Origin of the sequence: Paenibacillus sp. FSL K6-1230, assembly GCF_038002385.1 — a bacterium.
GTDB classification, from domain to species: Bacteria; Bacillota; Bacilli; order Paenibacillales; family Paenibacillaceae; genus Paenibacillus; species Paenibacillus massiliensis.
This window is the reverse complement of record NZ_JBBOCK010000001.1, coordinates 6234355-6260006: the sequence shown is the minus strand read 5'-3', so window position 1 is coordinate 6260006 and position 25652 is coordinate 6234355. Positions and strand designations below refer to the sequence as shown.

Genomic DNA, 25652 nt, shown 5'->3' with positions numbered 1-25652 from the left:
ACATAGTAAGTTGGGACTTTTAGCGATGTATTGATTATAGATATGGTGCATACTGAGAGACTTCTCAGTCTTTTCTCGTTGCCGAAGCAACAAACAAGGTGAACCATACCACAAGTGATAGTAACGGCAAGAACAGAGTTAATGGTGGGGGAGAAGTGATGCATTTGCAAAATGAACTGAACTGCCCAGTCAAGTAAACAGTGCAAAAAATAGATCGTAAAGCGGCCTTCGTCCTATCGAATTCAGGACGAAGGCCGTTTAGTTTTGTATGTAATCAATCACACAAGTGGATCACGCATCTGTTCTCGTAGACAAGCTTTTTTTCTTAATAGAGTCTACCATGTGCACCCAACCAATCAGTCCACATAAGACAAAACCAAATGCATGCAGAGACCCGTAAATGGGAATGAAATCAAGTATGGTTAAGGAAAACATGCTTCTCAGTAGCGGATAGAAAATGGAAAGGACGATAACCGTGTAAAAGGCCAAGCAGGAAAGGCCTAAAAAGAAGGTTGCCTTATTGCGTAAAGAGTGTCTCCTCAAGTAAGCAAGGAGATAAGTGGTGTAAACCACAATATTACAGGCGAACAAAGTGACACCAATGTACTCTATTGGCTTGGAGAAAATCATACCAAAAGCAATCAATATGGGTCCGATGATATCGATGGCAACGACCCAGGGGTACCAGCTTTTCTTCGACATGATCCGTCCCAGTGCACCAATAAAAATCGGAACGATAGCCGATGAAAAATGAAAGTGGACGGAGCTTAACGCATGCGTTGCAGGATTAGCTTGGAAGAGGTTCAATTGATATTGATATAAGGTAAACCAAATGCCCCCGATAAAAAAATAAACGAGTCCCGCGCCAATCGCTATTTCCGCTGATTTTTCCTTGTGAATTACAATATTTATAAATCCATAGATACCAAGTAGGAGTGTGAACAGTAGCCACCCAAGGGAGAGAATCCCCGGTATTGCCGTGCTTTCTAATCCCCACATCTTACTGCTCATCACGGAAGTTAGGGCAAGAAGCGCTGCGGGAAATTGAAGCCATGTAATAGAGGCATAAAGCATTCGTTGATGTTTATTCTTTTCGTCAGAGTTCAAAAGTAAGATTACAAGCGGTACAATGACGAAAGCCGCAAACAGTAGAAATTTGTCAACAAGTTCGAATTGGAAGTAATCAAAATAAAATATAAGAATAGTAATGATTCCACCGGGGATCGCTGGTACTAATAATGACTTCATCAGTTGCTTCAGAGAACGATTCATGGCAACCCTTTCTACCTATTTTTGGCGTATAATCTGCCTACATCTGGTTATGTAGCATTCTTTAGTATAGAGTAGGTAATTTTCGTTTTAGTTTAACATGGTGAACCGTACATAAGTAGGGGGAAATGAAGCACTCCGTTATGGTACATTTGTATGCGATAAGACTTATAACGAAATTAAGTTATTGATATATCGCACCAAGGACATATTATGACACAGTGTTTTCATAAAGGAGTTGTGGTGTCCAATGAATAAGAATGAAAGTTCAGAAATGGAACGTTCTTCAAAGGCAGAAAACATCCTAGCACAGATCAATAGTACAACTAAGCTAGGGGACTTACGAAAAATCGCGAAGGACATTAAAAAAGATCACGAATTAGCTATGGAACTTTGGTCAAGCGAGGATTTTTTGCCTAGACTATTGGCAATCTTGATTATGGACAAGAAACTTCTTTCAGAAGATGTGCTAAATAGGCTTGTCAAGGATATGCAGATGCACACCTTCGATGAGCGAAATCACTTAATGGATTGGTTACTGGCTAATCAGCTCACGAAAGACAAGAAGACAATTGCAATGATGGAGTCATGGGACAATAGCCCTTCTGCTCTTCAAAGAAGAACTTTCTGGTATTATCAAGCGCGATTGAGATGGACTGGACAAACACCGCCTGACAACACCGAAGGCTTACTAGCAGCAATTGAAGCTAATATTATGCAGGAAGAACCGGAGGTTCAATGGGCGATGAATTTCATTGCAGGGTGGATCGGTGTTTATGATCAAATGTATCGAGCACGGTGTATTGAACTTGGTGAGAAAACGGGTCTTTATAAAGATGAAATGGTCTCAAAGGGCTGTACTCCCAATTATTTGCCGGAATTCATTGCGATTGAAGTTAACAAACGAAATTCGTAAGAAAGATTTTTAATGAAATAAGATAATAGGTATCTCAAAACTTTCAGAGAGCAGGATAAGTCGTAATGACCAATAAAAACAAACAACGCTACCGCTTTAGTGAAGCACCTATATGGAATATTCAGCGGAAGTACTATGAAGATGAAGGAACAAGAGCTTGGAACAATGACCAAGTACCTCAATATATAACGAGTAATCCGATGATCGCTGCTTCCTATGCCGAAATGATATTCGGATTTCTTCAAGATCGGGCGAATAAGGGATATAGTTCGGAACCTGTTGTGATTGTGGAACTCGGAGCAGGAGCGGGGCGTCTTGCATTCCATGTGTTAAGTGAGCTGTGTCAGCTAAGAGATTATGCTGGGATTTCATTACCTTCCTTCCGGTATATTATGACGGATTTGGCGATAAACAATGTTCTAGCCTGGAGGGAGCATCCTGCTTTTCAATCTTTTATTACCGAAGGGTTACTCGATTTTGCGCAATTCGATGCTGTTCATGATACGGTTCTGAACCTTGTTGTATCGGGCACAACGATTAGGGAGGTGGATGTAAAGCAGCCCTTAATCATTATTGCCAACTATTTTTTTGATAGCATTCCTCAAGAGTTGATTTATGTAGGAGATGGTCAAATTTATGAAGCTGATGTTTTTGTTGAGTATCCTGAGCAGCATGCTCCACTTAAACCGTCTGATTTATTAAACCAAATATCTTTGCGTTATGAGCATAGGCGGGCGCCCGAGTATGAGCAAGAAACCTTTCCATATCGTGATGTCATAGCGGTCTATCAGGAACAACTAGAGGATTCTCATATTTTGTTTCCTGTCGCTGGACTCAATTGTTTGGAACGCTTGAATCGGTTATCTCAAGCAGGCTTCTTATTAATAACGGCAGACAAGGGGGATCACCTGCTTGATAACTGGAAATTTGCAGAACCGCCAGAGTTGATCCTGCACGGAAGTTTTTCTTTAACGGCAAACTACCATGCGATTCAGCATGTTTTTGAACAAAGGGGGGCCATGGCGTTATTTCCTCCACATCATTATAAAGATATAAATGTGGGCTGTATTCTCAATGTGGATACACCGCTGGACTATTTCAATACAAGATTAGCTTATCGTCGAAGTATTATACGCTTTGGCCCAGATGAGTTTTTCAGTTTGAAAATGGGGATAGATCGCAATCTAGATAACATGGGACTACAACAAATTTTAAGTTTTTGGCGTTTGGGTGGATATGATGTTGAATTTTTCATTCAAAGTACGAAGCGAATCTCGAGTCTGTTGCAGGATGCAGACGATGGAGAGAAGCAGGATATTTTGAGCGGTATACAGCGTATGTGGTCCTCGCACTACGTAATGGAGCAGCGCTATGATTTGGCATTGGATGCTGGATTAATTCTGTTTGAGTCGGACATGTACGAGGAGGCCAAACGGTTTTTGGAAATTTCAATAGATGAAGAACAGGGTGAGATCGTATCGACCGTATTTTATTGTCTGGCGATTTGTTGCTTTGAGTTAGAGTTAGACGAAGATGCTCTGGGATACTTGCGGAAATTAATAGAGCTTGAGCCGGATCATGAAGAGGCATTGGCTTTGTTAAGCAATTTTGAGTTGAATTAGATCAATAACTGAATTGAACTTGGTGGTAAACAGTGTTACTCTGAACAACGGCAAACTCAACATTCATGTTCCGCCATACCGCCAATAATAGCCACCATTTTAGCTATAAAGAAAGGTAACACTATGATAAAAGTTGATAACCTATCCTTCTCGTTTCCGCAAAAGGAACTATATAGAGACATTTCATTTACGCTTGAAGAGGGACAGCATTGTGCTTTTATAGGAACAAGCGGCAGTGGGAAAAGTACACTGATCGATATCCTGATCGATCCGGAAAGATATTTGTTCGATGGCAAATTAGAGATAGACCCCAATTGCAGAATCGGGTATGTCAGTCAGTTCTCACAAGTAGACAACGCGAAGGAAACAACTGTTTTTGAATATATAGGAGAAGAGTTTATTAGGATACAAGATGAAATAACAGCGATTTGTACGGAAATGGAAACGTCAACGGATATGGACTCGCTTCTGGAAAAGTATCAATTAGCTTTAGATGCATTCGAATCCATGGGTGGCGATGATTTTGAAAGCAACATGAATAAGAAGCTAAATCTAGCTAACCTCATGAAGCTAAAAGATCTCAGGGTATCCGATCTGAGTGGTGGGGAGTTCAAGCTTATTCAAGTGATGAAGGAGATGCTGAGTAGTCCAGACTTAATGATTATGGACGAACCAGATGTATTTTTAGATTTTGAGAACCTGAATGCGCTGAAAAAACTCATTAACTCCCACAAGGGAATGCTGCTGGTTGTTACGCACAACCGATATCTATTGAATCATTGCTTCAACAAAATTATACACCTGGAAAACATGGAGCTCCAAGAGTTTGATGGGCGATATATAGAGTATAACTTCTCTTTACTTCAGACTAAAATTGAGTCGCAGGAGCTTGCAGTCGCTGAACAGGAAGAGATTGAGCGAAACGATACGATCATTGATAATCTTAGAGCAATCGCAACTTATAATTCAGAAGCATCCAGAGGTAGAGCGTTAAAGGCCAGAGTCAAGTTTCAAGAAAGATTGGAAGCGCGTAGAATTAAAGCACCGTTTGTTGATATTAAGCAGCCGAATATTCATTTTGGTATAGATCATGAAATGGAAGACACCGTGGTTGTACGTGTCAATAATTATAGTGCTGCCTTTGATGAGTTGCTTCTACACCATGTTAGCTTTGAAATAAAATCTACAGATAAAGTAGCCATTATCGGTGCAAACGGTACCGGCAAAACGACGTTACTCCGAGAAATCTTCAAAAATAATCATGATTCCATTGAAATACATGCTGATGCGAAAGTGGCTTATTTATCTCAACACCAAGGCGAAACGCTTAAGGATTCGAACACCATACTGGATGAATTCATTGATGCTGGATTTACAACTTATGATGAGATTAGATCGTATCTTTCAAGCTACGGCTTTGAAGGAGAAATCCTTAATCAGAAGATCGAGTCTTTATCCGGTGGAGAAAAAAACATGCTTCAATTGGCTAAAGTGTCTGCCAGTCAAGCAAACGTACTGCTTCTCGATGAACCGACAAGCCATTTAGACATCTATTCACAGCTCGCACTGGAGAAAGCTATTGAAGACTACAAAGGTGCGGTTCTGATGATTTCTCATGATTTCTATTCTGTGGTAAACGGTATGGATTATGTGTTAATCATTGACGACAAGACGATTAGAAAAATGAGTATGCGGAAATTCAGACAGAAGATTTATGCTAGTCATTTTAATAAAGACTATTTAGCAACGGAACAGCAGAAAAAGTCGATTGAAATGAAAATTGAATTGGCTTTAAAAGATACTGATTTTGAACTTGCAAAAGTATTGGTTGATGAGCTGGAGGAACTGATTAAGCTGCTTTAATAACAAAGCTCTGATTGGAATGATGCCCTAGGATCAGCTCGCAGTCATGAAGGTGCATTATACGTAGAAGGTGTGGATACCGTAGTTTCAATCTATCTCGCGAAGAAGTCATTCCAATTGTGCGAAAGGAAAGTGCACGTTTGGGAATTCGAGAACCAAGAAAAGGAGTAGGCCCTGAGCATATTAAGCTAAGGGATCTGCTCCTTTTTGGCTCAGCGTGGTATGAGCTTCACCTGAGAGCCTTTTCCACTTGTCTGAATGCCCGTTTCCTTACTTCCGACTTCCTTAAGTTCACTCAATAGAAGCTCCAGCACTTTCTTGGCTGCTGCTCCCTCCTTCGCACCGGAGGCCTTAACTACAAGCTGCACTGGCTTGCCGGAGCGCAGATGTTTATCCGCTTGCCGCAGCTTCGTGTCGTAATCATGCTGTTCGATGTGAGCGCTGAAGCGCAATTCCTTGACTTTCTCTTGTCTGCCATTACCGCCAGCTTGCTGACTTTTACCTTTGCGTGCAGTCGCTGACTCTTTCTGTGGCGTTGCCTTAGCTTTGCCCTTAGCCATCAGGCTGCAGGGCGGGGGACTGCTCATCAGTGAGGTGCAGACCAGATCGACTTTTTTGGACTTGGCCATAGCAAGCGCCTCCTCTCTGGTGACAATGCCGATTGCTTCACCATTCAGTCCGGTAAGCAAGACCTCGGACGCTCTAATTTGTTCATTAATTAAGACTGCCACGGTAACTCAACCTCCTGCCGTATCAGGTGAACGCAAAAATGACAACGCCATCCTGATGTTCAGCCTGTATAATTCCTCATATGGTTAATCATATACGGAAGCTGCTGGGGGTTCAAATTATGGCACAATCGTTTCCGGGAATGCACCTGCAGGTCGTAAGCCTTCAATGGCAATCTGTGGGTGGTAAAGACAAGCTTGCTGCTCATTTGTAGCCACCTTTAATAGTTAATTTATACTTCGTAGTGTACTCCCGTTAACCTTTCGGATCATAGCCAAAGATTCTCCGCAAGCTGCGTGTCCAATGCCTTTCTGGGGAAATCTATACACTTCCAATAACCAATAAAGAATGCTAACCAGAAGATCGGTTGACCTAAAATAAAGTCGCCAAAAAGCGAGTAAAAGAACATGCTGATATATAATTTGCCTTGCTTAGGGAAGTTTTAGGGGACATACTTACTTCAGAGGCAAAATTGGCCGTCACAGTGATTTGCTGAAGCTAACTCTACAATCTGTTGTCTTCATGGATTTGTATCTAAATGTAGCATTCATGTTGAATAAGTTTATAAAGGGGCATGCACTATGTCTTTAAATAATCAAGAGCTTCACAAGGAAACGATTAAGTACCTCACAACTGCGCCGATTCGCGAAAATGATCCTAGGATAATGAGCGCATTAGATGATGTAGTCTATGAGTTTTTAACAAAAGAAGAGGCAGACTTAATAGAAATCTTGTATTTTAAATCTAAGAATGCCGCATGGCGAAATAAAATTCTGAGAGGTCTCATCCAATGCAAGGAATTAGGGTTGAAAGATTTTTTTCAGAAAGCTTATAAAAAAGAACGATACTTAGATATGAGACTACTGACGATCCATGGACTGGCCCAATATGCTACCGAACAAGAGATCGACAACGTCATCAATCATTTCTTAGAGCTCTTAATAAAAAGAGCAGAGACAACTCCTTATAACTACTATGAATATGAGTTTCTAAGATCTGCTTTCGGGTTTCCTCTTCTAATTGAAAAATACGGGTATTCCTGTTTTAAAAAGATATATCAACAAGTCGAGAAACAATATCAGGATATGCCGGAAGCATTTAAGGGGCATTTGACCTTTGATGAAGATGGGAAGCAAGTTTCGTTGAGAACGCCGATGAAAATAAAGCAAATGATAGATCGTTTTTATGAATCTCAAAATCTTCGATAAGCTGAGTCCAAGAAGTTGAAAAGCAGCGACGACTATGACTGTATCGCAAAGGTACCTCTTTTCAACTGTACCATTTAAATCGCAACCCTGCTCTTACTGAACACAAAGAATTGTTGGTTATCGATGAATCAGGGATTGCACCAGAGAGTATGTTTAAAAGCGTTACAGAATTTTGCGAAAAAATTATTCCTTATTTATTGAGTAGGAAAAAGGAGTCCTTATTCTTATTTGGGGAGTACTATGATGCGGAGAAAGGTAAGATGATAGACATGGATGATATTGAGCTTCCCTGTTTCATAGGCGGGACAGCCGACTTGAACCTACTTACTCTAACGTGAGGATGATCTGCATTGAAAATTTTATTAGTCGAAGATGATAAGACGATCGCGTCGGGACTGGAATATTCGCTGCAGCAAGATGGTTATCTAACCTTCCTCTGCCATGATGCCGCTTCAGCCAAAAAGGTGCTCGCCGAAGACATCGATCAGTTCACTTTATGCCTGTTCGATTTGCAGCTTCCGGACGGAAACGGTTATGAATTGTGCAAGATGGTGAAGGAGCAACGAGACATTCCGGTCATCTTCTTAACGGTGATCGACGATGAGGTCAATGTCGTGATGGGACTCGACATGGGAGCCGATGATTACATTACCAAACCTTTTCGGGTCCGTGAGCTTCTCTCCCGGATCAAGTCCGTCTTGCGAAGATACCAAAAGCCGTCCCACGCCGGAGCGATCATCGATATCGACAATGTTCGAATCCATACGCTGGAAGGCAAAGTACATAAAAACGGTTCCGAGATTCCGCTAACCGCCTTGGAATATCGCTTATTGCTTATCTTTGGCAACCACGTTGGACAGGTCCTCACCAGGAACCAGCTCTTGGAGCAAATCTGGGACGTGGCCGGCGATTTCGTGAATGACAATACGTTAACGGTCTATATCAAAAGGCTGAGGGAAAAGCTGGAGGACAATCCAGAGCAGCCAACTTTGATCAAAACGGTACGCGGTTTAGGCTATAAGGTCGGTGATTAGATGCTGCGCAATCGGGAGATACAAATGTTATTGCTCGTCATGGGCTCGATCAGCATAACGGCAATCGTCGTCGCTGCTTTCATTTCGTCCATCGCCGCGGCATTCGTTTTTATTGTATCCATGCTGCTTATTGGCACGAGTGTGTTATTCACGAGATGGAGATATCACGAGTTAGCGAAGCTCTCCGTCTATTTGCGGGAAATAAGCAACGGCAATGAGTCCCTTGACGTTCGCGATAACCAAGAAGGCGAGTTAAGTATTTTAAAGAATGATATTTACAAAGTAACGCTCATGCTATCGGAGCACCGGTCACTATTGCAGCGGGACAAAATTCAACTGACGGATGCCATATCCGACATTTCACATCAGCTCAAAACACCGCTCACCTCCATGACGGTAATGGCTGATTTGTTAAGCGCCCCTGACCTGCCTCCGTCCAAAAGAACGGAGTTCACCTATCATATTCGCATCCAGCTTGAACGCATCGACTGGCTTGTTTCCTCCTTATTAAGGTTATCAAAAATGGATGCGAAGACCATCCAATTCAAAAAAGATCGAATACCCATAAAGAACCTTATCCAAAAGGCATTAGAGCCGGTTATGATTCCGATGGATATTAAGGGACAGACAGTTTACATCGCGGGCGATGACCATGTCGCTTTTGTCGGAGATTTCAATTGGACTGCTGAAGCGGTCATCAATATTTTGAAAAACGGCGTGGAGCATACGCCTGAAGGCGGAGCGATCGCCATCACATTTTCCGAAAACGCGCTATTTACGGAAATCGTCATTGCTGACAACGGAAAAGGCATTCCGAAAGAGGATTTGCCTTATATTTTCAAACGTTTTTACAAAGGAAAGAACGCTAGCGAAGGGAGCATCGGTATAGGGCTTGCGATGACTCACAGCATCATTTCCAGCCAGAACGGTGTGATCGATGTGACGAGCGACAGCGAGAAGGGTACGCAGTTTCGAATTAAATTTTATAAGCACGTGATTTAACGGCACTCTGTAAGTGACTGAATTGTCACCTCCATCGTCACTGGAAAGTCATTTTAGACCGTTAAAATGATATTCATCAGATGAACGATGGAGGTAAGACCATGCATTTGAAGCAACAGCGCAAGATTATTTTTGCAATTACTATATTCTATACTCTTTTGATTCTTTATTTTTTGTTTTTTGCCTTCGGTAGAGCGGGTAAGGTGGATCAAATCACGGAGTACACCTTTATTTTTTTACCGAACAGTTTTTTTAGGCTGCCAGGTCTATCCGATCTGTTACATCCTACGCTGATGGATGTTGTGGATTTCGGGAACATCGCAGCCTTCATCCCCTTTGGCATATTAATTCCGTTGTTATATCGAACCAGCTTTGCTCGTTTCATGACCTTGTTCATCTTGTCCATTCTCGTGTTGGAGACCATTCAGGCACTAACTTTCCTTGGTAGCTTTGACATGAACGACGTCATACAGAACTCATTGGGTGCAGCCGTCGGATTCGGGGCGTACAAACTTGGCTTTCGCACAAAAAGCAACTGGAGAAATATTGCCTCTACGGGCATTTATGGCATTGTTTTGATGCTCGGCGTGTGGGGGGTCTTCGGGACGCTTGACCAAGTGTTCACCAAAGAAATTGGCCCCTTTGTGGCGATAAATGAATTGATGGATAGTACCGGAAATCCATTAACGGGAACCAAACCGTCCAGTCTTAAGATTGGCGGTCAAGACGTGGAACCCCAATATAATGTGTATAGCATCGAAGGTAAAGAGAAGGAAACGTACACGTATACGTTCGGCAATAAGGGGGAGTTGTATCTTAGCTTGAATTATGGAATTCCCGATCAGAAGGATTTCCAGGGCAGCATCAAGGTTACCGTCGACGGGCAGGAGTTCCTGTCCGTATCCGCAGAAGATCAACTCCATGAGCCGGATATGAGGATCATTTATCTCCCCCAGGCAAATGAGCTTACGATAACTATGGAGGGGAATGAAACCCTTTGGGATGTTGGATATAGAGCGATGGTATATACCTGGAATTAAGTATTTAGGAGAGCCCATGCTTCCGAAGTGAGTTTTGTACGAGGTTGATTCAAGAAGTAACGCTCACAAAACTTTTAGGGGGTATAACAATGGAAATTTTAAAAATTGAGCATCTGTCTAAAATATACGGCACAGGCGAATCGGCGGTGAAGGCGCTTGATGATGTTTCCTTTTCAGTCCCAAAAGGCGAATTCGTCGCGATTATCGGCCCGTCCGGATCGGGGAAATCGACGCTCCTTCATATGCTGGGCGGCGTGGATCGGCCGACTGGCGGGAAAGTATATGTGCAGGATACGGACATGTATGCCTTGAACGAAACGCAGCTGGCCATCTTCAGGCGCAGGCAAATCGGCCTGATCTACCAGTTCTTCAATCTGATTCCCGTCCTGACGGTGGAAGAGAATATTACGCTACCTCTCTTGCTGGATCAACAAAAGGTAGATCAAAAGCAATTAGATAGCCTTGTGAATACGTTGAATTTGCAGCATCGATTAAACCATCTGCCGAATCAGCTATCCGGCGGACAGCAACAACGTGTCTCGATCGGCAGAGCGCTCATCGGCAATCCTGCGATCATGCTGGCCGATGAACCGACCGGGAATCTGGATAGCAAGAATAGCAGCGAGATCATCGACTTATTAAAAATGCTGAATAAGACCTATCATCAGACGCTGATCGTGATCACGCATGACGAACGGATCGCCTTGCAAGCCGACAGGATCATTTCGATTGAAGACGGGAGGGTTGCCAAGGACGAGGTGATCAGGCGATGAATATTGTCAATACATTAACCATCCGGCATCTGAAGCAGAACAAGAGACGAACGCTTGTAACCATCCTCGGCGTCATCATTTCAGTTGCCATGGTGACCGCTGTCGCTACGCTTGTTTTTTCCTTTTCGGATTTAATGATCAGACAAACCACCGCGGATACAGGGGAGTGGCATGTCCAATATCAAGATGTAACTAAAGAACAGCTTGCGGCGATACAGGGCGATGACGCAACCAAAACCGTTGCGATCACAAGAGACCTTGGCTATGCCCTATTAGAAGGGGGGCAAAATCCCAATAAGCCGTACTTGTTCATCAAGGAATATGATGCGTTAGGTTTCGCACAATTTCAGATTGAACTAAGCAAGGGGCGTCTTCCGCATACGGACAAGGAAGTTGTTATCTCCGAGCCTCTTGCAACGAACGCCAAAGTGAAGTATGAAATCGGCGATCATCTAACCCTTCGCGTCGGCGAACGATTCGAACAAGGGGGCGATCATCCCCTGGATCAGACCGAACCGCTGCGGAGGGAAGATGGCACTTTGACCGAAACGTTGCAGCATATCAAGGTAAGGGATTATACGGTGGTAGGCTTCATCAAGCGTCCCGTATGGGAAACGGCTTGGGCCCCGGGTTATACGGTCATTAGCTATGTCGATGATCATATCATTGGGGGAAACGATCGAGTCGATGCGTCGGTGGTTTTGCAGCGAGTCAATCCGTTCTTGTTCGCGCATGCGGAGGAGCTGGCTGAGAAAAACCAAATTGAAACCGTCCAATACAATAATGATTTGCTTCATTATTATGGCTTGTCCAGCAGCGGAGCTTCATCCAGCATGATGTTTTCATTATCGGCGATCATTATGGCGGTTATTATGATTGGCTCAGTTTCGCTCATCTATAACGCTTTTGCGATATCTGTCTCGGAACGTTCCCGGCATTTAGGGATGCTCGCGAGCGTGGGGGCAACGAAAAGGCAGAAGCGAAATTCAGTACTTTTTGAAGGGTTCGTCATTGGCTTGATCAGCATTCCCATTGGCATCCTATGTAGCCTTGCCGGAATTGGGATCACCTTTTGGTTCATGAACACGATGATTGAAGGGTCATTATGGACCAGTGAAAAGCTGAGGCTCATCGTCACGCCGCTTTCACTCTTGATAGCTTGTCTTGTTTCAATGCTGACGATTTTCGTTTCGACGTATCTCCCAGCAATCAAGGCATCCAAGGTATCTGCTATGGACGCGATTCGCCAAACTACCGACGTAAAGCTTACAGCAAAAGCTGTGAGAACGTCGAAGATCATTCGTAGGCTCTTTGGGATCGAAGCAGAAATCGGACTGAAAAACTTAAAAAGGAACAAACGGAGATATCATGCTATTCTTTTTTCGCTTGTCATCAGCATCGTTTTATTTTTGACAGTATCGTTTTTTACGGCAGGCATGACACAATCCCTGGAATTGTCGCGGGAAGGCGTCGATTACGATATTGAGGTGTCGTACAGCAATGGAAAAAGAATAGATGACCGGTTGATGCAATCGATTGTATCTCTGGATGGCGTCACGGAATACAACGTGATTCACGAGTTAAATAAGAACGCTTGGGTCGATGCAGCGAGCATCGCTGATGAATTGCAAGAGACGGTTAAGCAGGATAAGAGTATGCTGCAAGACGGGAAATACCCTTACGATATTAAAATTCATGCATTGAACGATTCGAGTTTGCAAGCCTATGCCAAAGTGGTTGGCGTAGATTACGAACAGCTTACGGATCCGGATCATCCCGCCGTGATCGTGATGGATACGATTCATTACAAAGATATGGGCACGGGGAAATATATTCAGACGAAGGCCATATATACGAATGTCGGCCAAAGTATCGAGCTAACGAACTTCTATAAAGAGAATGGGGAAGAAACAAAGGCAGACAAAGTGATATTTGCCGCATTGACGGATCAAGCCCCTATGGGGATGAACCAGATAGGTGTAGGCGGGTTAAATATGATCGTGTCGGAACGCGTCATGAATCGACTGGCAGGCGACGAGGACCTAGCTAACGCCTCGACGTACCTCCATTTGAAAAGCATGGAACCGATGAGAACGCAGCAGGAAATTGAAGAGATGCATGAGACCCATCTGAATGTCTATAATGTATATCAATCCAGAAAAAGCGAAGAACAACAGGTTTTATTGATGACCGTCTTTTCTTACGGTTTTATCGTATTAATTTCTGCGATTTCCATTGCGAACATTTTTAATACGATCTCGACGGGGTTGGCTCTTCGCAAACGAGAGTTTGCGATGCTGAAATCCGTAGGCATGACGCCAAAAGGCTTTGCGAAAATGATGAACTATGAAAGTATTTTTTATGGAATCAAGTCGCTGTTGTTCGGGCTTCCTGTTAGTTTCGCCGCGATGGTTCTGATCTATAGAGCATTTGGGAACAAATTTAGCTACGGGTTCAACCTCCCTTGGATGAGTATTCTGTTTGTCATTGTCGCCGTATTTGTCATTGTCAGTTCCGCGATTGTTTATTCCGGCGCGAAAGTAAAAAAGGAAAATATTATTGATGCATTAAAGCAAGAGAATATATGATACGGAGACGGAGAAAGGGACTGGTTGTGCCAGCCCCTTTTTCAATTCTTTTTCTCTAACTCCGTCATCAGCAACGAGTATATTCTTTTATGATTCATCCATCCTCCTCTTCTGATGCTAATCGTGCCTCTTTCCTTTTAATGGTATCAAGTGTAAAATTTAAGAAAATATAATAAGGAGTCGTTATGAGCATACATGACGGATACACCAATAACAGTGAGGGTGACAGACCTGTAAATAAAACCGGGCTACAGTATTTGGCCAAGGTGTTATTTTCCACTGGGGTTCCTAAGGTGTTTTTAGGTATAGCCCTTATTCTAAGCATTGTCAGTTCATTGTCAGGATTAGTTGTTCCGATCGTTACCGGAAATATGATTGATCAATTTCGTTTGGAATTATTAGATGCCACTATGATTATACAGCTTGTTTTAATCTTTATTTTGCAAGCCGTATCGAGTGGATTTTCGTATTATCTATTGGCGTATGTCGGAAGTAGAATGGTCAATCAATTGCGTAAACAGCTTTGGGAAAAGATGCTTTATTTGCCGATGCGTTTCTTCGATCGCAACCGTTCTGCAGATCTTATGAGTCGTGTGGCAAACGATACAAATGAGATTAAATCGCTCATTACCAATCATTTAATCCAATTTATATCCAACTCCATTACATTTATTGGAGCATTGGCGATGTTGTTTTATTTGGATTGGCAAATGACGTTAATCATATTGCTGGTTCTACCTGTTAGCTTAGCCGTATTGATGCCCATGGGCAATAAGATATACAAGATCTCGATGCAACTACAAGCGCATTTGGCAGCACTGTCCTCGACACTGTCTCAAGTCATTGGAGAAATGAGGCTGGTTAAGGCCTCTAATTCCGAGCGAAAGGAATGGAGAAATGGCGCAGCTAACATGGACGATTTATATCAATCAGAAATGAAAGAAGCTCGGATCAATGCTGTGCTGATGCCATTGATGACGTTGATCATGATTGTGCTGCTGGTCGTCATTATTGGTTACGGCGGGGTGCGTGTTTCCTCTGGTGCTCTTAGTGCAGGGAAGCTTGTATCGTATATTTTGCTTTTGTTTCAAATAATGATTCCTTTTGAACAGTTTGGAACATTTTTTTCGAATTTGAAAAAGGTAATGGGCTCAACGGAGAGACTAAGACTCATCCTGGAGCAGCCTCAAGAAACGGATAACAAAGAGTATGTGGTACCAGACAAGCATAGCATCTTGGAATTCCGCGAGGTTCGTTTTGGTTATGAAGAGGATAAACCCATTTTGCTGAATGCCACTTTTACTATACCGGATCGTAAAGTAACGGCCTTTGTGGGTCCTAGCGGAAGTGGGAAGACAACGATCTTTTCACTGATCGAGAGATTTTACGAACCAGATACCGGCAGAATACATTGGGGCGGTGCGGCGATTGATTCCTTTGCTCTTCATGATTGGCGTAAGAAAATTGGTTATGTGTCACAAGATAACTCCCTCATAGCAGGTACCATTCGAGATAATATTATCTATGGGCGGGAACACGAAGTAAGTGAAGAGGAGATCATGAATGTAGCACGACTTGCCTATGCCCATGATTTCATTGAGGCCTTGCCAAGAAAGTATGAAACAGAAGTAGGAGAGAGAGGAATTCAGCTATCAGGCGGGCAGCGCCAGCGTATAGCAATTGCTCGTGCTTTGCTGCGAGAACCGGATATTTTGCTGTTAGATGAAGCAACTGCTAGCTTGGACAGTGACTCGGAGCATGAGGTCCAAAAGGCGCTTCAATTTTTGATGCAGGATCGTACAACCATTGTCATCGCACATAGATTATCGACCGTTGTTCATGCAGATCAAATTATAGTTTTTGAGTATGGTCAAGTTACAGGAACTGGAACACATGAAGAATTGCTCCAGACACATCCTTCTTATACGGCTTGGGCACACAAGCAGTTTCAAGGTATGAGGGCTTAACTCGAACATATCCTTCAGCTGGACCTTAACCAACAGAGGATATTTGGCTGAGCAGCGTGATGATGATTCGTAGGTTAGGGTTCGAGATTCCGAAGAGAAGCGACCCTACTAAAGAAGCGATCGCACGCAACAGTCCTGCGTTTGAAGCGAAGCTGAAGAATCGTCGAACAGTCAAGAAGGACCAGAGATCCCGTGCGAACCAGGAGGTTCTGAAGCTATATTTTAACGGGGGAAGAAAAAGAAGATCAGAGCAGTAGACTTCGTCGTTCCATCATTGCTATTATAAAACCCAAAGGAGCCATGATCAAAAGCGCTCCTTTGGTTTGGTCGTACATCCTCAATCTTCTACTTTAGCCTCGATTGCCACGTAGGCCATTATCTCTCCACAGGGGAGAATTGGTGTGTTTTCCTTGCTCGCTGTCCCTGCACGGTGGCTAGAACTACGCCGCAAATGATGAGAACAGAGCCTGCCACTTGCGTTAAGGAAATCGGGGTGCCAAGCGTGATATAACCTAGAACCATGGCAACAAACGGCTGTAAATTCAGAAACAGCGATGCTTTAGCCGCCCCTACCTTGCGGATCTGCGCATTCCAGATGACCGCGCATAAGCCCTGAATAAGCAGCGCCGATCCGATTAGGAGAACCCACCACCAGAAACCGGGCTGGACCTGTACGTGAGGCTCGCTCCAGACCGCCATCGGGTATACCAAAACGCAGCCCAAGACTGTCGTATACACCGTTGCGACCAACGCATCCATACGTTCCGTCAGCTTTCTCATGAGGATCATAGATCCCGAAAATGCCAGCATGCATATAAACATGGTCCAGACGCCTTCGGTAATGGCTATGCCCTTGCTTCCGCCAGGTCCAACCACGAAGAAGACACCAGCAAGGGCGACCATCGAGCCTGCCGCCATGCGTTTCGTTAACGTCTCTTTCAAAAATAAGCGAGCAAACAGCGCTGTAAAAATCGGAGCTAACGACAAGATGAGCGAGGCCGTCGTTGCGTCCGTTGTCCGAAGCCCTGTAAAGAAAGAAACTTGATGCAGCAGCATCCCGATCAGAACAAATGGCACCAGATACACGGAGTCACGGAGCGTAATCTTCATTACGCGCCGGGTGGCAACCAAATACACAAGCAGGAACACGGACGACACCATAAGCCGGTATGCCGACAGATGTAGGGCGGGAAATGCCTGCAGTAGCAGCGAGCCTAAGACGAAATTGCTCCCGTAAAGGGTTGCGCACAACAAGAGAAGCCAATACGTTCGCAATCAGATGCGCCTTCTTTCACAGAAATACGAATAATGGAGCATATTTAAATGCGCTTGATTGCGATAAGCTCTATTTCAATCTTGGCGTCTCTTGGAAGTCTAGACACTTCCACGGTTGTTCTGGCAGGGTAATGATCGCTGAAGTATTGGCTGTACACCTCGTTCATCTGCTGGAATTGCTCTAAATCCGTCATGAAAACGGTGGTTTTTATAACGTCTTCTAAAGACAATCCTGCTTCAGCTAAGACGGCTTGCAGGTTATTTAAGATTTGATGGGTCTGGTCAACGATGCCTTCTTTCAGCTTTCCTTCGGCATCAATCGGCAGCATGCCCGACGTATAGACCGCATTTTCTAAAGCGATGGCTTGCGAATAGGGACCGATAGCTGACGGTGCCTTTGTTGTGGTTATGGCAATATGGCTCATTGTTTTACATTCCTCTCTTGCAGTGACATCTTATTTGGCAGGTGCGTACACTTCATCCAAGAAGCCGCGTATGGCTTGGAAAGCCTGAAGTCTGTTTTTCTCCAGTAAAACCATGTGCGTCCCTTCCCCGATTTCGACCCAGCGGCGATAGGCAGCTCCCGTCAGGGAAGTGAAGAAATTTTGGGCTAATTCAAGGGGCACATCAATATCCCACTCGGCATGCACAAGAAGGACGGGAACGGTGATCTCCTTAGGGTCATAGAAAGCTTTGCCCACCGTCCAGTATTCACGGATATCGAGGATCGGACCATTGGTCGCCCGAATATGCTCAGGATGATCGGTTAGGCTTCCTGGATCGGAAGCCAGCGTGGCTTGGACCCATTGCTCAAACCAGCCCTCTGGAATCAAATCACCACGTTTATGCTCTGGCGCCGCACTTAGCCAGCGTTCCTTCGTGCTGCCAGCAGCCACAAGGCGATACGAACCAAGCGGACCCCCAGTATCGATCGGAATCGGTTTGGAGCTCAGCCATTGTGGAGCCACAAGCGTAAGCTTGGTTACCTTATCGTTGTTTTGACTGGTATAAGCCCCCGCAACCGTTCCACCCCAAGACATGCCCAGGACATTCACCTTCGTTAAATTCCGGTGCTTCAGAACATAGTCCACAGCTGTGCCCAAATCCCGGACTCCTGTTTCCGTACGGACAAGCGGTGGATTCAGGTCAGCAGGCTGCTCCATCTCAGGTGGTCTTGTCGAGCCGCCGTAGCCGCGGACGTCCACAGCGTACACGTCATATCCATGGCTGGCGAGATAGTCCAGAAAAGTGAAGCCATCCAGCTCCACATCGTACAGACTGCCAATGGGATAAGTAGCGCCATGAACCATCACGATTGTTTTTTCATTAGAGAAGGTGTTCATGGAAGCGGGCCGTTTATTTCGCACATAAAGTTCGATGCCGGGTGTATCACTTGGGATACGAAGGTCTTCGGTTACGATATGTACATCAGGAAGAAAACTAGGGGTTGTCATAAGCTCAGCGCCTTTCGATTGTGTTGGTGTCAGGTCGTATTAAATAAAGTCCCACTTGTATCCGTCTCCGCTTCGAGTCACGTACCCTGCCGCGCTTTCTGGAAAATGCGTGCTAAAATAAATGACTGGACGATCTGCGATGTCCTCCAGTACCCGTCGTCGTGAGGCTCGGGCTTGATCGGCAAATTCGCAGTACATGGAGTTCCATTCAGGGTTAAACACCTGGAACGGATGGTGCATCACATCGGCGCCAAATAAAGCTTCTTCTCCGCCAGTGTGAAGACGGATGGACATTTGGCCGATACTATGGCCGGGCGTCGGAATGAATGTGAACATATCCAGAAATTCCCCGCCCTCAGGGTTAATTGTCTGCGTTAAGCCGGCTTCAACAACAGGCAATACACTTTCTTCATAAACGTTAAAGTTGGCTTCGTTTGCTTTGTTGTGGCTGGCCTTACTTGAGTAATATTGCTGCTCCGCAAGGGGGAATACGTATTTTGCATGTGGGAACGTCGGTACCCATTTTCCATCAATGAGCTTCGTGTTCCAACCGACATGGTCGACATGCAGATGCGTCAGCAGGACGTAATCGACTTCCTCTGGTGTTACTCCGGCCTCTTTCAACCGCTCCAGATAAGGGAGCTGGAGATTGGCGAGGTCCGGATTTAAAGGCAAGCTTTTATTATTTCCTGTAGCCGTATCGATAAGGATCGTATGCTTCGGGGTCTTCACCACCCAGGTTCCAATGCTAACGATAAGCTGAGAACTGCCATCGATCAGGCCAGCCGGAAGAGAGTCCCGATTCTCCTCCAGGAACTTGGGGTCCCATGATCCCGCAAAATACACCTCTGGTGGAATACCGTCAAGCATCATTTCCGTAACACGTGTAACGGTAACATCACCTACTTGATAGACCTTGGGAATGTTAGTAGTCATTCTCTTTGCCCCTTTCGTCCTTCTGACATATTTTTATGAATCTGAATTACAAGGAACGGCTTTTCGTTGCCATCATGTAATTAGTGTCTCGTAATTCTTAGAAAATTTCGCTGAAAATGAAAAAAATTCTGTTGAGATGAACGATGTCAAATACCCGGGTAAAATTCGTTCGTTAACCTTGATTAAATATTAGTCCAATAATAGCGCCAAATCAACGTTTTTACACCGTAATCCCGCTCTGGTGAAGGGGCTTGATATTGCTCGGATTTACCCCTATTATAAAGCTATAAATTTCGCTGATAGCGTAATTACATCGGAATGTCAGGAGGCTTGCATATGAATTCGATCGGCGAAGCCATTCGAAGCACGCGAAAAAAACAGAAGTTAACGCTCAAGAAGGTAGCTCAAGCAGCCTCTGTATCCTTATCTTTTCTCAGTGAAATTGAACGCGATAAGGCGAATCCGTCGATCAGTGTTCTGAAGCGCATAGCAAATGCATTAAACGTGAATTTTTCCGATTTGTTCGGTGAGGAGAAGCGAAGCCTTGTCGTTAGGAAAAATGAGCGCAAGCCTTTAGTGCATTCTGAGGGATCTCGTATTACCTGGTACGCGCTCAGTCAAGGAAGCAGCAACCGAATGGGACCGATATGGGGAGTGTTGGAAGAAGGAGCTGCTTACGGCGATATCGGCGTTGGCCATAGCGATGGCGAGGAATTCCTATTTGTTCATTCCGGGCGATTGGAGTTTGTGCTCGGCAATGAACGTTATACGCTCGAAGAAGGGGATAGCATCTATTATGATGCCAGAATCCCTCATAGCTATAAGAACATCTGGGAAGGTGAAACGCTGCTCATAGCAGTTGCTACGCCGCCTACTTTTTGATTAAGTCATTAACGGATCATGAAGAGAAGAGGGGGCTTGGTTGGCTTTGACCTATGATTTAGGTGGAGAGTCTGTCGATCGGATATTTTCGTATGTATGTGATTTAATCGCGCATCATATTGAGACATTCCATGATTCACCGAGGCTCAGCGTTATGGGGGACTGTTTTACATGTTACAGCGAGTGCTGTCTTGGGCGTTTGTTTGGTAGAAGTCTCTTCATGCAAGCGGACGATCAGCTTCGAGATTCCGTTCAAGCAAAGCGCCCACCCGCCATGCCATAAAGGTAGGAGGGTGAGGCCTTCCATTCTTAAACCACCATTCTACTACCCCTACGATGGCTGATCCCAGGAATTGAATATCAACATTCATACCGTCTGATGATCCCTTGTTACCCCCTTTGGACATGATAGCCTCCTTCTCTAACTCCTGGAGAAAAAATTCAAGGAATCGATTGCGAAAAAAAAGGCCCCCCTTACTCGCTAGCAATGCCGAGAAGAATAAGTGATGACTTTCAAAATACTCGAACCATAACAACCCCATATCTCTATAATCCGCGTCAGGGTCTACCGAATTGCAAAGTTCACACATCTCTTCAATATGTTCTTCAATGAGCTTGTCCAACAGGTCAAATTTGTCCATGTAGTGAAGATAGATCGTTCTTCGGCTAACATCTGCTTTGTCGGAAATATCTTGTATTGTAATCTGATCGAAATTTTTTGTAATCATTAGTTCAATAACAGCCATTTTTATGGCTTCTTGGGTTTTTCGAATCCTTCGATCCATCTTTAACAATGGAGAATCACCAGCCTATCTCAAAGTAATTGCACAATTCTAAAGGATTTGTGAACTAATGCGCGGAACCTGCCTTTTTAAGAATTGTAGACTTTCTATTTCTGCATACAATTATACATAGTTGTTTCTTAATGCACTATTGTGCAATTTAGTGCATGCATAAGTGTGAAGTCAATCATGTCACCAGTCAAAGGGGAACATTTCAATGAAAATTGCGATTATTGGAGCAACAGGGACCACTGGGAGGAAAGTGATGGAGCGGGCACTTGAATTGGGATATGAGGTTGTAGCCGTGGCTCGTCGGCCGGAAGTCATTACTCCCTCAGAGCGGCTTATCATCCAGCAGGGAGATGTATTCGACACTCCTAGTATGGTCAAAGCTATTACTGGTACAGATGCGGTAATCAGCTGCATAGGTCCAACCAGCAACTTCTCGCTGGATACGGCTGTGGCTAAGGGAATCCTGAATGCTATTGCAGCAAACTTCTCACCGGGTACCGTCATGTCGGAGGGAATCCCAAATATTCTTGCGGCCTGTCAGCGTAATGGAGTTAAGCGCTTCGTCATGCAAAGCGGCATTGGCTTGAGCGACGGGAAGGAGTTTACCACAAGCAATCGGTGGGCGATAGGCATTCATCGCCGCATCTTCTCGAAGGCGGTCAAGGATAAGACAATTGCCGAGCATGCGGTTGAGCGGAGTAACCTGGATTGGGTCATTGTACGACCGCCGGGAATGAATTACGGGGCGGCCACTCTGAACTATACAGCAGGTCCATTAGCACGCATCGCTCCGTTCCGGACGCTGTCCTTCGAAGACTGTGCCGACTGCCTTGTGCGGGCCGCGACGAGTGAGCCAACATGGATCAGGAAAATCGTTAATGTTGGCCGGTGACATATTGATGTATGGTGGTAGTTAAGCCCGCATCCACCGGTGAAATCCACCCTTTGTGTGATTTGAGATACAAAATCGCTTTTATTTTGCTGTTCGTAACAGTCATCGCCAATTACCATCTAATCTTATGTTCTTTGAGATTGGGCCATCAGTGAATAGACGAACACCCCCAAAGAAAGTATGATGAATAGGATTGTCTGAATATTATGAGTCGGAAACAGTCATTGTACGTGCTGAAGGAAGGAGCAAGATCCATGGAAATAACCGCACAAGAGGTGGCGGAATGGATGGTCAAGGAAATCAGGTTCACGGGTACGCTGTATCAGACCGATGCGATTGAATATGTGAAGACCAACTTCGGTGAGCAATTCGTATTCGTGAATGAAAATGGAAATGCATCGCTGTCCAAAGAGGTGAAGAAGGCTTTCCGCAAGCTCCACGGCGGCAGAGTTGCCTGGGACCGCGATAGCTTCATGTGGGCTTGGACCTAAGACGCTTATTACGGTGTATTACCGTGTATAACGCGGCATTCAAATCAACTACTCCACAGAGGGTGCCTCAAGGTCCTAAGCGACGGCGAGACATCCTTTTTCTCATTCTCGGGTTATGGGACCAGACTTTGGGCCAATATAGAGGAAGTAATTGAGGGTTTATTTCTTTTAACACATTGTATGTTGACGAAAAGGGGTATACTAGCTATTATAGATATGCAGAATCTGTAATAGAGGTGATTAGAGATGAAATACTCCAAGGCCACCGATTATGCTCTCCATACCATGCTCTTTCTTGCTGTGGCGACTCCACAAAAAGCTATTGGTGTACAGCAGCTAGCAGAGCGACAAAGTGTGTCTCCAACGTATTTATCCAAAATACTGACCAAGTTGGTGAAGGCGGGCATGATTGAATCGACAACAGGGGTACACGGCGGATATCGACTTAAACGAGATTGGGAGAACATTTCGTTTCTTGATATTATACAAGCCATTGAAGGCTCGGCTTCCTTATTCGATTGCAGCTTTGAACATGGAGCAGGCTGTCCGATTCAAAAAGTGGTGCTATCAGCAGAAGAGAAGATGGAAGAGCATTTAAGAAATCAGAAGATGTCAGATCTTGCGCGCGGTATGAATATCTAGATATAGAACATATATTTTTTAGGACAATTAAGGACAATATATATCTTTAAAGGGTTTAATAATAAGGGGGCCGAGAAAATGAATGTATACAAAAGCCAGTATGAACTGATCCAGCGCACAAGGGAATCATTGTTCCGGTATTGCGAGACTTTATCTCCCGCTGATTATGTTACAGAAGTTGAAGCCCTGGGTGGAGCTTCTATTCGCAGTCTGCATGCTCATGTCGCCGATTGTTATCGAGTATGGTTGGGGAATCGCGCACTTGGTAAGTCACTTCCCAAAGTAAAACCAGAGTCCATCGGCAATGTGGAGAAAATGCGCGAGGTATTTAAAACAATCGACGCCCTTGTGTATGAATTTCTAAATGATTATAAAGACAAATGGGAGCCTTCCAATCAAGCATCTGGACAGAATGACAGCGTAGAGGCCAGCGAATTATGGCTATTTACGCACACCATCACGCACGAATTTCATCATAGAGGGCAAATTGTAAAAATGGGCAGAATGCTCGGGTATCCCCCGCCGAAAATGAATCTCGCTAAAGCCTAGTGATACCAAGCATGTTCAAGCATGTTCGATTCGACAGGAGGTGTTATAGACAAGAATATAATGTTTTTTTAACTTTATTAAAGATAACAAATATCTTTAAAGTATCTAATTATAAATCCATCTGGGAGAGTGAGAAAAAGATGCAAGCAGTGGCAACAGAAGAACAGCGTGATAGGGTACAGAAATATAAAGTGGTTCCCATCATGGTATCTCTATTATTAAGCGGATTTATTGGAATATTTAACGAAACGGCTCTGAACGTAGTACTCAGTGATTTAATCAACCAGTTTCAAATCACCGCTGCAACAGCACAATGGTTGACAACCGGTTACTTACTGACCCTCGGCATCTTGGTGCCTGTATCCGGGTTGTTCCTTCAATGGTTCTCAACTAGACAATTGTTCACAGCTTCACTCCTATTGGCTTTACTCGGCACAGCGGTGGCGACTGTCTCTCCAGGGTTTGAATTGCTCATGATTGCGCGGGTCATCCAAGCCGCAGGGGTAGCGCTCATGTTACCATTAATGTTCCACACCGTGCTTGTCATTGTTCCACCTGAGAGGAGAGGGACGACCTATGGGCTGATCGGGCTTGTCCTTGTAGTTGCTCCTGCTGTCGGACCTACCATTTCCGGTCTGCTGATCGAGCAGCTTAGCTGGAACTGGATTTTCGGGTTAACCTTGCCCATTCTGGCGTTCTCTCTTCTGTTTGGCATGCGTTATATACAAAATATATCGACCATTACCAAACCGAAAATAGATATCTATTCGCTGATCTTATCCACGCTTGGCTTTGGCGGAATTGTATTCGCTTTTAGCAGTGCCAGGGAAGGAGAAGGAGGACTTGGAGCGCCGCAGGTTGTGATTCCGTTAATTGTTGGCATCGTGGCGATATTGGCATTTGCAGTACGTCAATTGCGAATGAAGCAACCGATGATGGATTTGAGAGCATTCAAGCAGCCCATGTTCTCGGTGGGCACGGTTATGCTGATGATTGTCGTCATGGTAATGATGGCAGCCATGATCATGTTGCCCTTGTATCTGATTAGAGGTCTTGGCCTTAATGCTTTCTCTGCAGGTCTTGTGTTGTTAACCGGGGGGATTGTAAATGCCATCACTCAACCGATTATGGGCAAATATTCGACACATTTAGGCCGAGATGGGTTGTCCCGGCTGGCATGGTCCTAATATCGGTCGTGCTCTGGCTTCTCTCAGACATTACGACAACGACAGCAATAGCACAGATCATTCTACTTCATACCCTTTTGATGATCGGGATCTCCATGGTCTGGATGCCCTCGCAGGCGAACGGTCTGAATCAGTTACCTCCTGCACTGTACCCGCACGGTAGTGCAATTATGAATACCGTCCAACAGGTGGCGGGGGCGATCGGCACCGCTGTTGCGATAAGTATCATGTCTGTGGGCATGAGTAACTTTCTGAAGCAGGCGGCAGGTCAGTCGGATTCAGCCAACATAGCGCTTGCGATGACAACAGGTATACAACATGTTTTTGATGCTGCTCTTGTTGTTGCGATTGTAGGCTTCGCCATCTCTCTATTCATGCGACATGTGTACATACCGGGGCAGAAATAGCCCTTACTGCTTGAAATGTTGAGCAAAAATAAATGCAGTATAACAAGGCCCTTCTTACTCTTGAAGTGCACCCCTTAGAATAGACATTGGAAAAACCCCTTGGTTTAACCGATGAATTTCTAGGGGGTGCAT

23 protein-coding genes and 1 pseudogene are annotated in these 25652 nt (G+C 44.6%); 17 read left to right on the top strand and 7 right to left on the bottom strand.

Features of this window, described 5'->3' with window-relative positions; genetic code table 11:
- Positions 1 to 291 precede the first annotated feature (291 nt).
- The gene (locus MKX74_RS27620; RefSeq protein WP_341180469.1) at positions 292 to 1248 is read right to left on the bottom strand and encodes a YndJ family transporter; all 957 of its coding nucleotides are present in this window, start codon (positions 1246 to 1248) and stop codon (positions 292 to 294) included.
- A gap of 271 nt (positions 1249 to 1519) precedes the next feature.
- Between MKX74_RS27620 and MKX74_RS27615 the strand changes: the two genes are divergently transcribed.
- The 3 genes from MKX74_RS27615 to MKX74_RS27605 all read left to right on the top strand — a co-directional run bounded on the left by MKX74_RS27615 (position 1520) and on the right by MKX74_RS27605 (position 5670).
- Entirely contained in the window at positions 1520 to 2185 is a 666-nt protein-coding gene (locus tag MKX74_RS27615) for a DNA alkylation repair protein (protein ID WP_341180468.1), read from the top strand.
- 65 nt (positions 2186 to 2250) lie between these two features.
- Positions 2251 to 3807: an SAM-dependent methyltransferase gene (locus MKX74_RS27610; protein WP_341180467.1), complete on the top strand. Its 1557-nt coding sequence runs from the start codon at positions 2251 to 2253 to the stop codon at positions 3805 to 3807.
- Between the two features lie 123 nt (positions 3808 to 3930).
- Complete coding sequence (locus MKX74_RS27605; RefSeq protein WP_341180466.1) at positions 3931 to 5670, top strand: ABC-F family ATP-binding cassette domain-containing protein; 1740 nt, start codon at positions 3931 to 3933, stop codon at positions 5668 to 5670.
- A gap of 212 nt (positions 5671 to 5882) precedes the next feature.
- Here MKX74_RS27605 and infC read toward each other — a convergent pair whose 3' ends face one another.
- A complete protein-coding gene (gene infC / locus MKX74_RS27600) occupies positions 5883 to 6401 on the bottom strand; it encodes a translation initiation factor IF-3 (protein ID WP_341180465.1) in 519 nt (172 codons plus the stop codon).
- 579 nt (positions 6402 to 6980) lie between these two features.
- Here infC and MKX74_RS27595 point away from each other — a divergent pair.
- The 8 genes from MKX74_RS27595 (at position 6981) to MKX74_RS27560 (ending at position 16268) form a co-directional block, all read left to right on the top strand.
- Positions 6981 to 7607 carry a hypothetical protein gene (locus tag MKX74_RS27595; protein ID WP_341180464.1) on the top strand — a complete coding sequence of 209 codons (627 nt, stop codon included), beginning with the start codon at positions 6981 to 6983 and terminating at the stop codon, positions 7605 to 7607.
- A gap of 350 nt (positions 7608 to 7957) precedes the next feature.
- Positions 7958 to 8641 carry a response regulator transcription factor gene (locus MKX74_RS27590; protein WP_341180463.1) on the top strand — a complete coding sequence of 228 codons (684 nt, stop codon included), beginning with the start codon at positions 7958 to 7960 and terminating at the stop codon, positions 8639 to 8641.
- Positions 8642 to 9643 carry a sensor histidine kinase gene (locus MKX74_RS27585; protein WP_341180462.1) on the top strand — a complete coding sequence of 334 codons (1002 nt, stop codon included), beginning with the start codon at positions 8642 to 8644 and terminating at the stop codon, positions 9641 to 9643.
- A gap of 101 nt (positions 9644 to 9744) precedes the next feature.
- On the top strand, positions 9745 to 10683 hold the full coding sequence (locus tag MKX74_RS27580) for a VanZ family protein (protein ID WP_341180461.1): 939 nt from the start codon (positions 9745 to 9747) through the stop codon (positions 10681 to 10683).
- Between the two features lie 89 nt (positions 10684 to 10772).
- A complete protein-coding gene (locus MKX74_RS27575; protein ID WP_341180460.1) occupies positions 10773 to 11456 on the top strand; it encodes an ABC transporter ATP-binding protein in 684 nt (227 codons plus the stop codon).
- A complete protein-coding gene (locus tag MKX74_RS27570; RefSeq protein WP_341180459.1) occupies positions 11453 to 14044 on the top strand; it encodes an ABC transporter permease in 2592 nt (863 codons plus the stop codon). Before MKX74_RS27575 ends, MKX74_RS27570 begins: the two co-directional genes overlap by 4 nt.
- A 185-nt stretch (positions 14045 to 14229) precedes the next feature.
- Complete coding sequence (locus MKX74_RS27565; RefSeq protein WP_341180458.1) at positions 14230 to 16011, top strand: ABC transporter ATP-binding protein; 1782 nt, start codon at positions 14230 to 14232, stop codon at positions 16009 to 16011.
- Positions 16012 to 16070: 59 nt separating this feature from the next.
- Positions 16071 to 16268 (top strand): hypothetical protein, encoded by a 198-nt coding sequence (locus MKX74_RS27560; RefSeq protein WP_341180457.1) that lies wholly within the window; start codon positions 16071 to 16073, stop codon positions 16266 to 16268.
- A 118-nt stretch (positions 16269 to 16386) separates the two neighbouring features.
- Here the strand turns inward: MKX74_RS27560 and MKX74_RS27555 are convergent, their stop codons facing one another.
- From MKX74_RS27555 to MKX74_RS27540, 4 genes are read right to left on the bottom strand one after another with little or no spacing between them, the layout of a single operon-like run.
- Positions 16387 to 17286: a DMT family transporter gene (locus tag MKX74_RS27555; RefSeq protein WP_445667296.1), complete on the bottom strand. Its 900-nt coding sequence runs from the start codon at positions 17284 to 17286 to the stop codon at positions 16387 to 16389.
- Positions 17287 to 17330: 44 nt separating this feature from the next.
- Entirely contained in the window at positions 17331 to 17711 is a 381-nt protein-coding gene (locus MKX74_RS27550; RefSeq protein WP_133569230.1) for a Rid family detoxifying hydrolase, read from the bottom strand.
- Between the two features lie 30 nt (positions 17712 to 17741).
- A complete protein-coding gene (locus MKX74_RS27545) occupies positions 17742 to 18740 on the bottom strand; it encodes an alpha/beta hydrolase (RefSeq protein WP_341180456.1) in 999 nt (332 codons plus the stop codon).
- A gap of 39 nt (positions 18741 to 18779) precedes the next feature.
- Positions 18780 to 19676, bottom strand: a complete 897-nt coding sequence (locus MKX74_RS27540) for an MBL fold metallo-hydrolase (RefSeq protein ID WP_341180455.1) — start codon at positions 19674 to 19676, stop codon at positions 18780 to 18782.
- Positions 19677 to 20012: 336 nt separating this feature from the next.
- On the opposite strand from MKX74_RS27540, the gene MKX74_RS27535 reads away from it, so the two are divergent.
- Positions 20013 to 20558 carry a helix-turn-helix domain-containing protein gene (locus MKX74_RS27535; protein ID WP_341180454.1) on the top strand — a complete coding sequence of 182 codons (546 nt, stop codon included), beginning with the start codon at positions 20013 to 20015 and terminating at the stop codon, positions 20556 to 20558.
- Positions 20559 to 20776: 218 nt separating this feature from the next.
- Here MKX74_RS27535 and MKX74_RS27530 read toward each other — a convergent pair whose 3' ends face one another.
- Positions 20777 to 21352, bottom strand: a complete 576-nt coding sequence (locus tag MKX74_RS27530) for a TetR/AcrR family transcriptional regulator (protein ID WP_341180453.1) — start codon at positions 21350 to 21352, stop codon at positions 20777 to 20779.
- A gap of 205 nt (positions 21353 to 21557) precedes the next feature.
- Between MKX74_RS27530 and MKX74_RS27525 the strand changes: the two genes are divergently transcribed.
- From MKX74_RS27525 to MKX74_RS27505, 5 genes and pseudogenes are all read left to right on the top strand, one after another.
- On the top strand, positions 21558 to 22244 hold the full coding sequence (locus MKX74_RS27525) for an NAD(P)-dependent oxidoreductase (protein ID WP_341180452.1): 687 nt from the start codon (positions 21558 to 21560) through the stop codon (positions 22242 to 22244).
- 254 nt (positions 22245 to 22498) lie between these two features.
- The gene (locus MKX74_RS27520; protein ID WP_028591438.1) at positions 22499 to 22735 is read left to right on the top strand and encodes a DUF6953 family protein; all 237 of its coding nucleotides are present in this window, start codon (positions 22499 to 22501) and stop codon (positions 22733 to 22735) included.
- A 246-nt stretch (positions 22736 to 22981) separates the two neighbouring features.
- Complete coding sequence (locus MKX74_RS27515) at positions 22982 to 23377, top strand: Rrf2 family transcriptional regulator (RefSeq protein ID WP_341180451.1); 396 nt, start codon at positions 22982 to 22984, stop codon at positions 23375 to 23377.
- 78 nt (positions 23378 to 23455) lie between these two features.
- Entirely contained in the window at positions 23456 to 23926 is a 471-nt protein-coding gene (locus tag MKX74_RS27510) for a DinB family protein (RefSeq protein WP_341180450.1), read from the top strand.
- Positions 23927 to 24066: 140 nt separating this feature from the next.
- Positions 24067 to 25520, top strand: a pseudogene (locus MKX74_RS27505) (MDR family MFS transporter).
- Positions 25521 to 25652: the final 132 nt, after the last annotated feature.

Coding starts and splice junctions, on each gene's coding strand:
- MKX74_RS27565 (WP_341180458.1), top strand. CDS start 14,230: ATGAGCATACATGACGGATACACCAATAACAGTGAGGGTGACAGACCT.
- MKX74_RS27535 (WP_341180454.1), top strand. CDS start 20,013: ATGAATTCGATCGGCGAAGCCATTCGAAGCACGCGAAAAAAACAGAAG.
- MKX74_RS27615 (WP_341180468.1), top strand. CDS start 1,520: ATGAATAAGAATGAAAGTTCAGAAATGGAACGTTCTTCAAAGGCAGAA.
- MKX74_RS27605 (WP_341180466.1), top strand. CDS start 3,931: ATGATAAAAGTTGATAACCTATCCTTCTCGTTTCCGCAAAAGGAACTA.
- MKX74_RS27595 (WP_341180464.1), top strand. CDS start 6,981: ATGTCTTTAAATAATCAAGAGCTTCACAAGGAAACGATTAAGTACCTC.
- MKX74_RS27610 (WP_341180467.1), top strand. CDS start 2,251: ATGACCAATAAAAACAAACAACGCTACCGCTTTAGTGAAGCACCTATA.
- MKX74_RS27560 (WP_341180457.1), top strand. CDS start 16,071: ATGATGATTCGTAGGTTAGGGTTCGAGATTCCGAAGAGAAGCGACCCT.
- MKX74_RS27510 (WP_341180450.1), top strand. CDS start 23,456: ATGAATGTATACAAAAGCCAGTATGAACTGATCCAGCGCACAAGGGAA.
- MKX74_RS27540 (WP_341180455.1), bottom strand. CDS start 19,676: ATGACTACTAACATTCCCAAGGTCTATCAAGTAGGTGATGTTACCGTT.
- MKX74_RS27580 (WP_341180461.1), top strand. CDS start 9,745: ATGCATTTGAAGCAACAGCGCAAGATTATTTTTGCAATTACTATATTC.
- MKX74_RS27575 (WP_341180460.1), top strand. CDS start 10,773: ATGGAAATTTTAAAAATTGAGCATCTGTCTAAAATATACGGCACAGGC.
- MKX74_RS27585 (WP_341180462.1), top strand. CDS start 8,642: ATGCTGCGCAATCGGGAGATACAAATGTTATTGCTCGTCATGGGCTCG.
- MKX74_RS27570 (WP_341180459.1), top strand. CDS start 11,453: ATGAATATTGTCAATACATTAACCATCCGGCATCTGAAGCAGAACAAG.
- MKX74_RS27525 (WP_341180452.1), top strand. CDS start 21,558: ATGAAAATTGCGATTATTGGAGCAACAGGGACCACTGGGAGGAAAGTG.
- MKX74_RS27550 (WP_133569230.1), bottom strand. CDS start 17,711: ATGAGCCATATTGCCATAACCACAACAAAGGCACCGTCAGCTATCGGT.
- MKX74_RS27545 (WP_341180456.1), bottom strand. CDS start 18,740: ATGACAACCCCTAGTTTTCTTCCTGATGTACATATCGTAACCGAAGAC.
- MKX74_RS27520 (WP_028591438.1), top strand. CDS start 22,499: ATGGAAATAACCGCACAAGAGGTGGCGGAATGGATGGTCAAGGAAATC.
- MKX74_RS27515 (WP_341180451.1), top strand. CDS start 22,982: ATGAAATACTCCAAGGCCACCGATTATGCTCTCCATACCATGCTCTTT.
- MKX74_RS27620 (WP_341180469.1), bottom strand. CDS start 1,248: ATGAAGTCATTATTAGTACCAGCGATCCCCGGTGGAATCATTACTATT.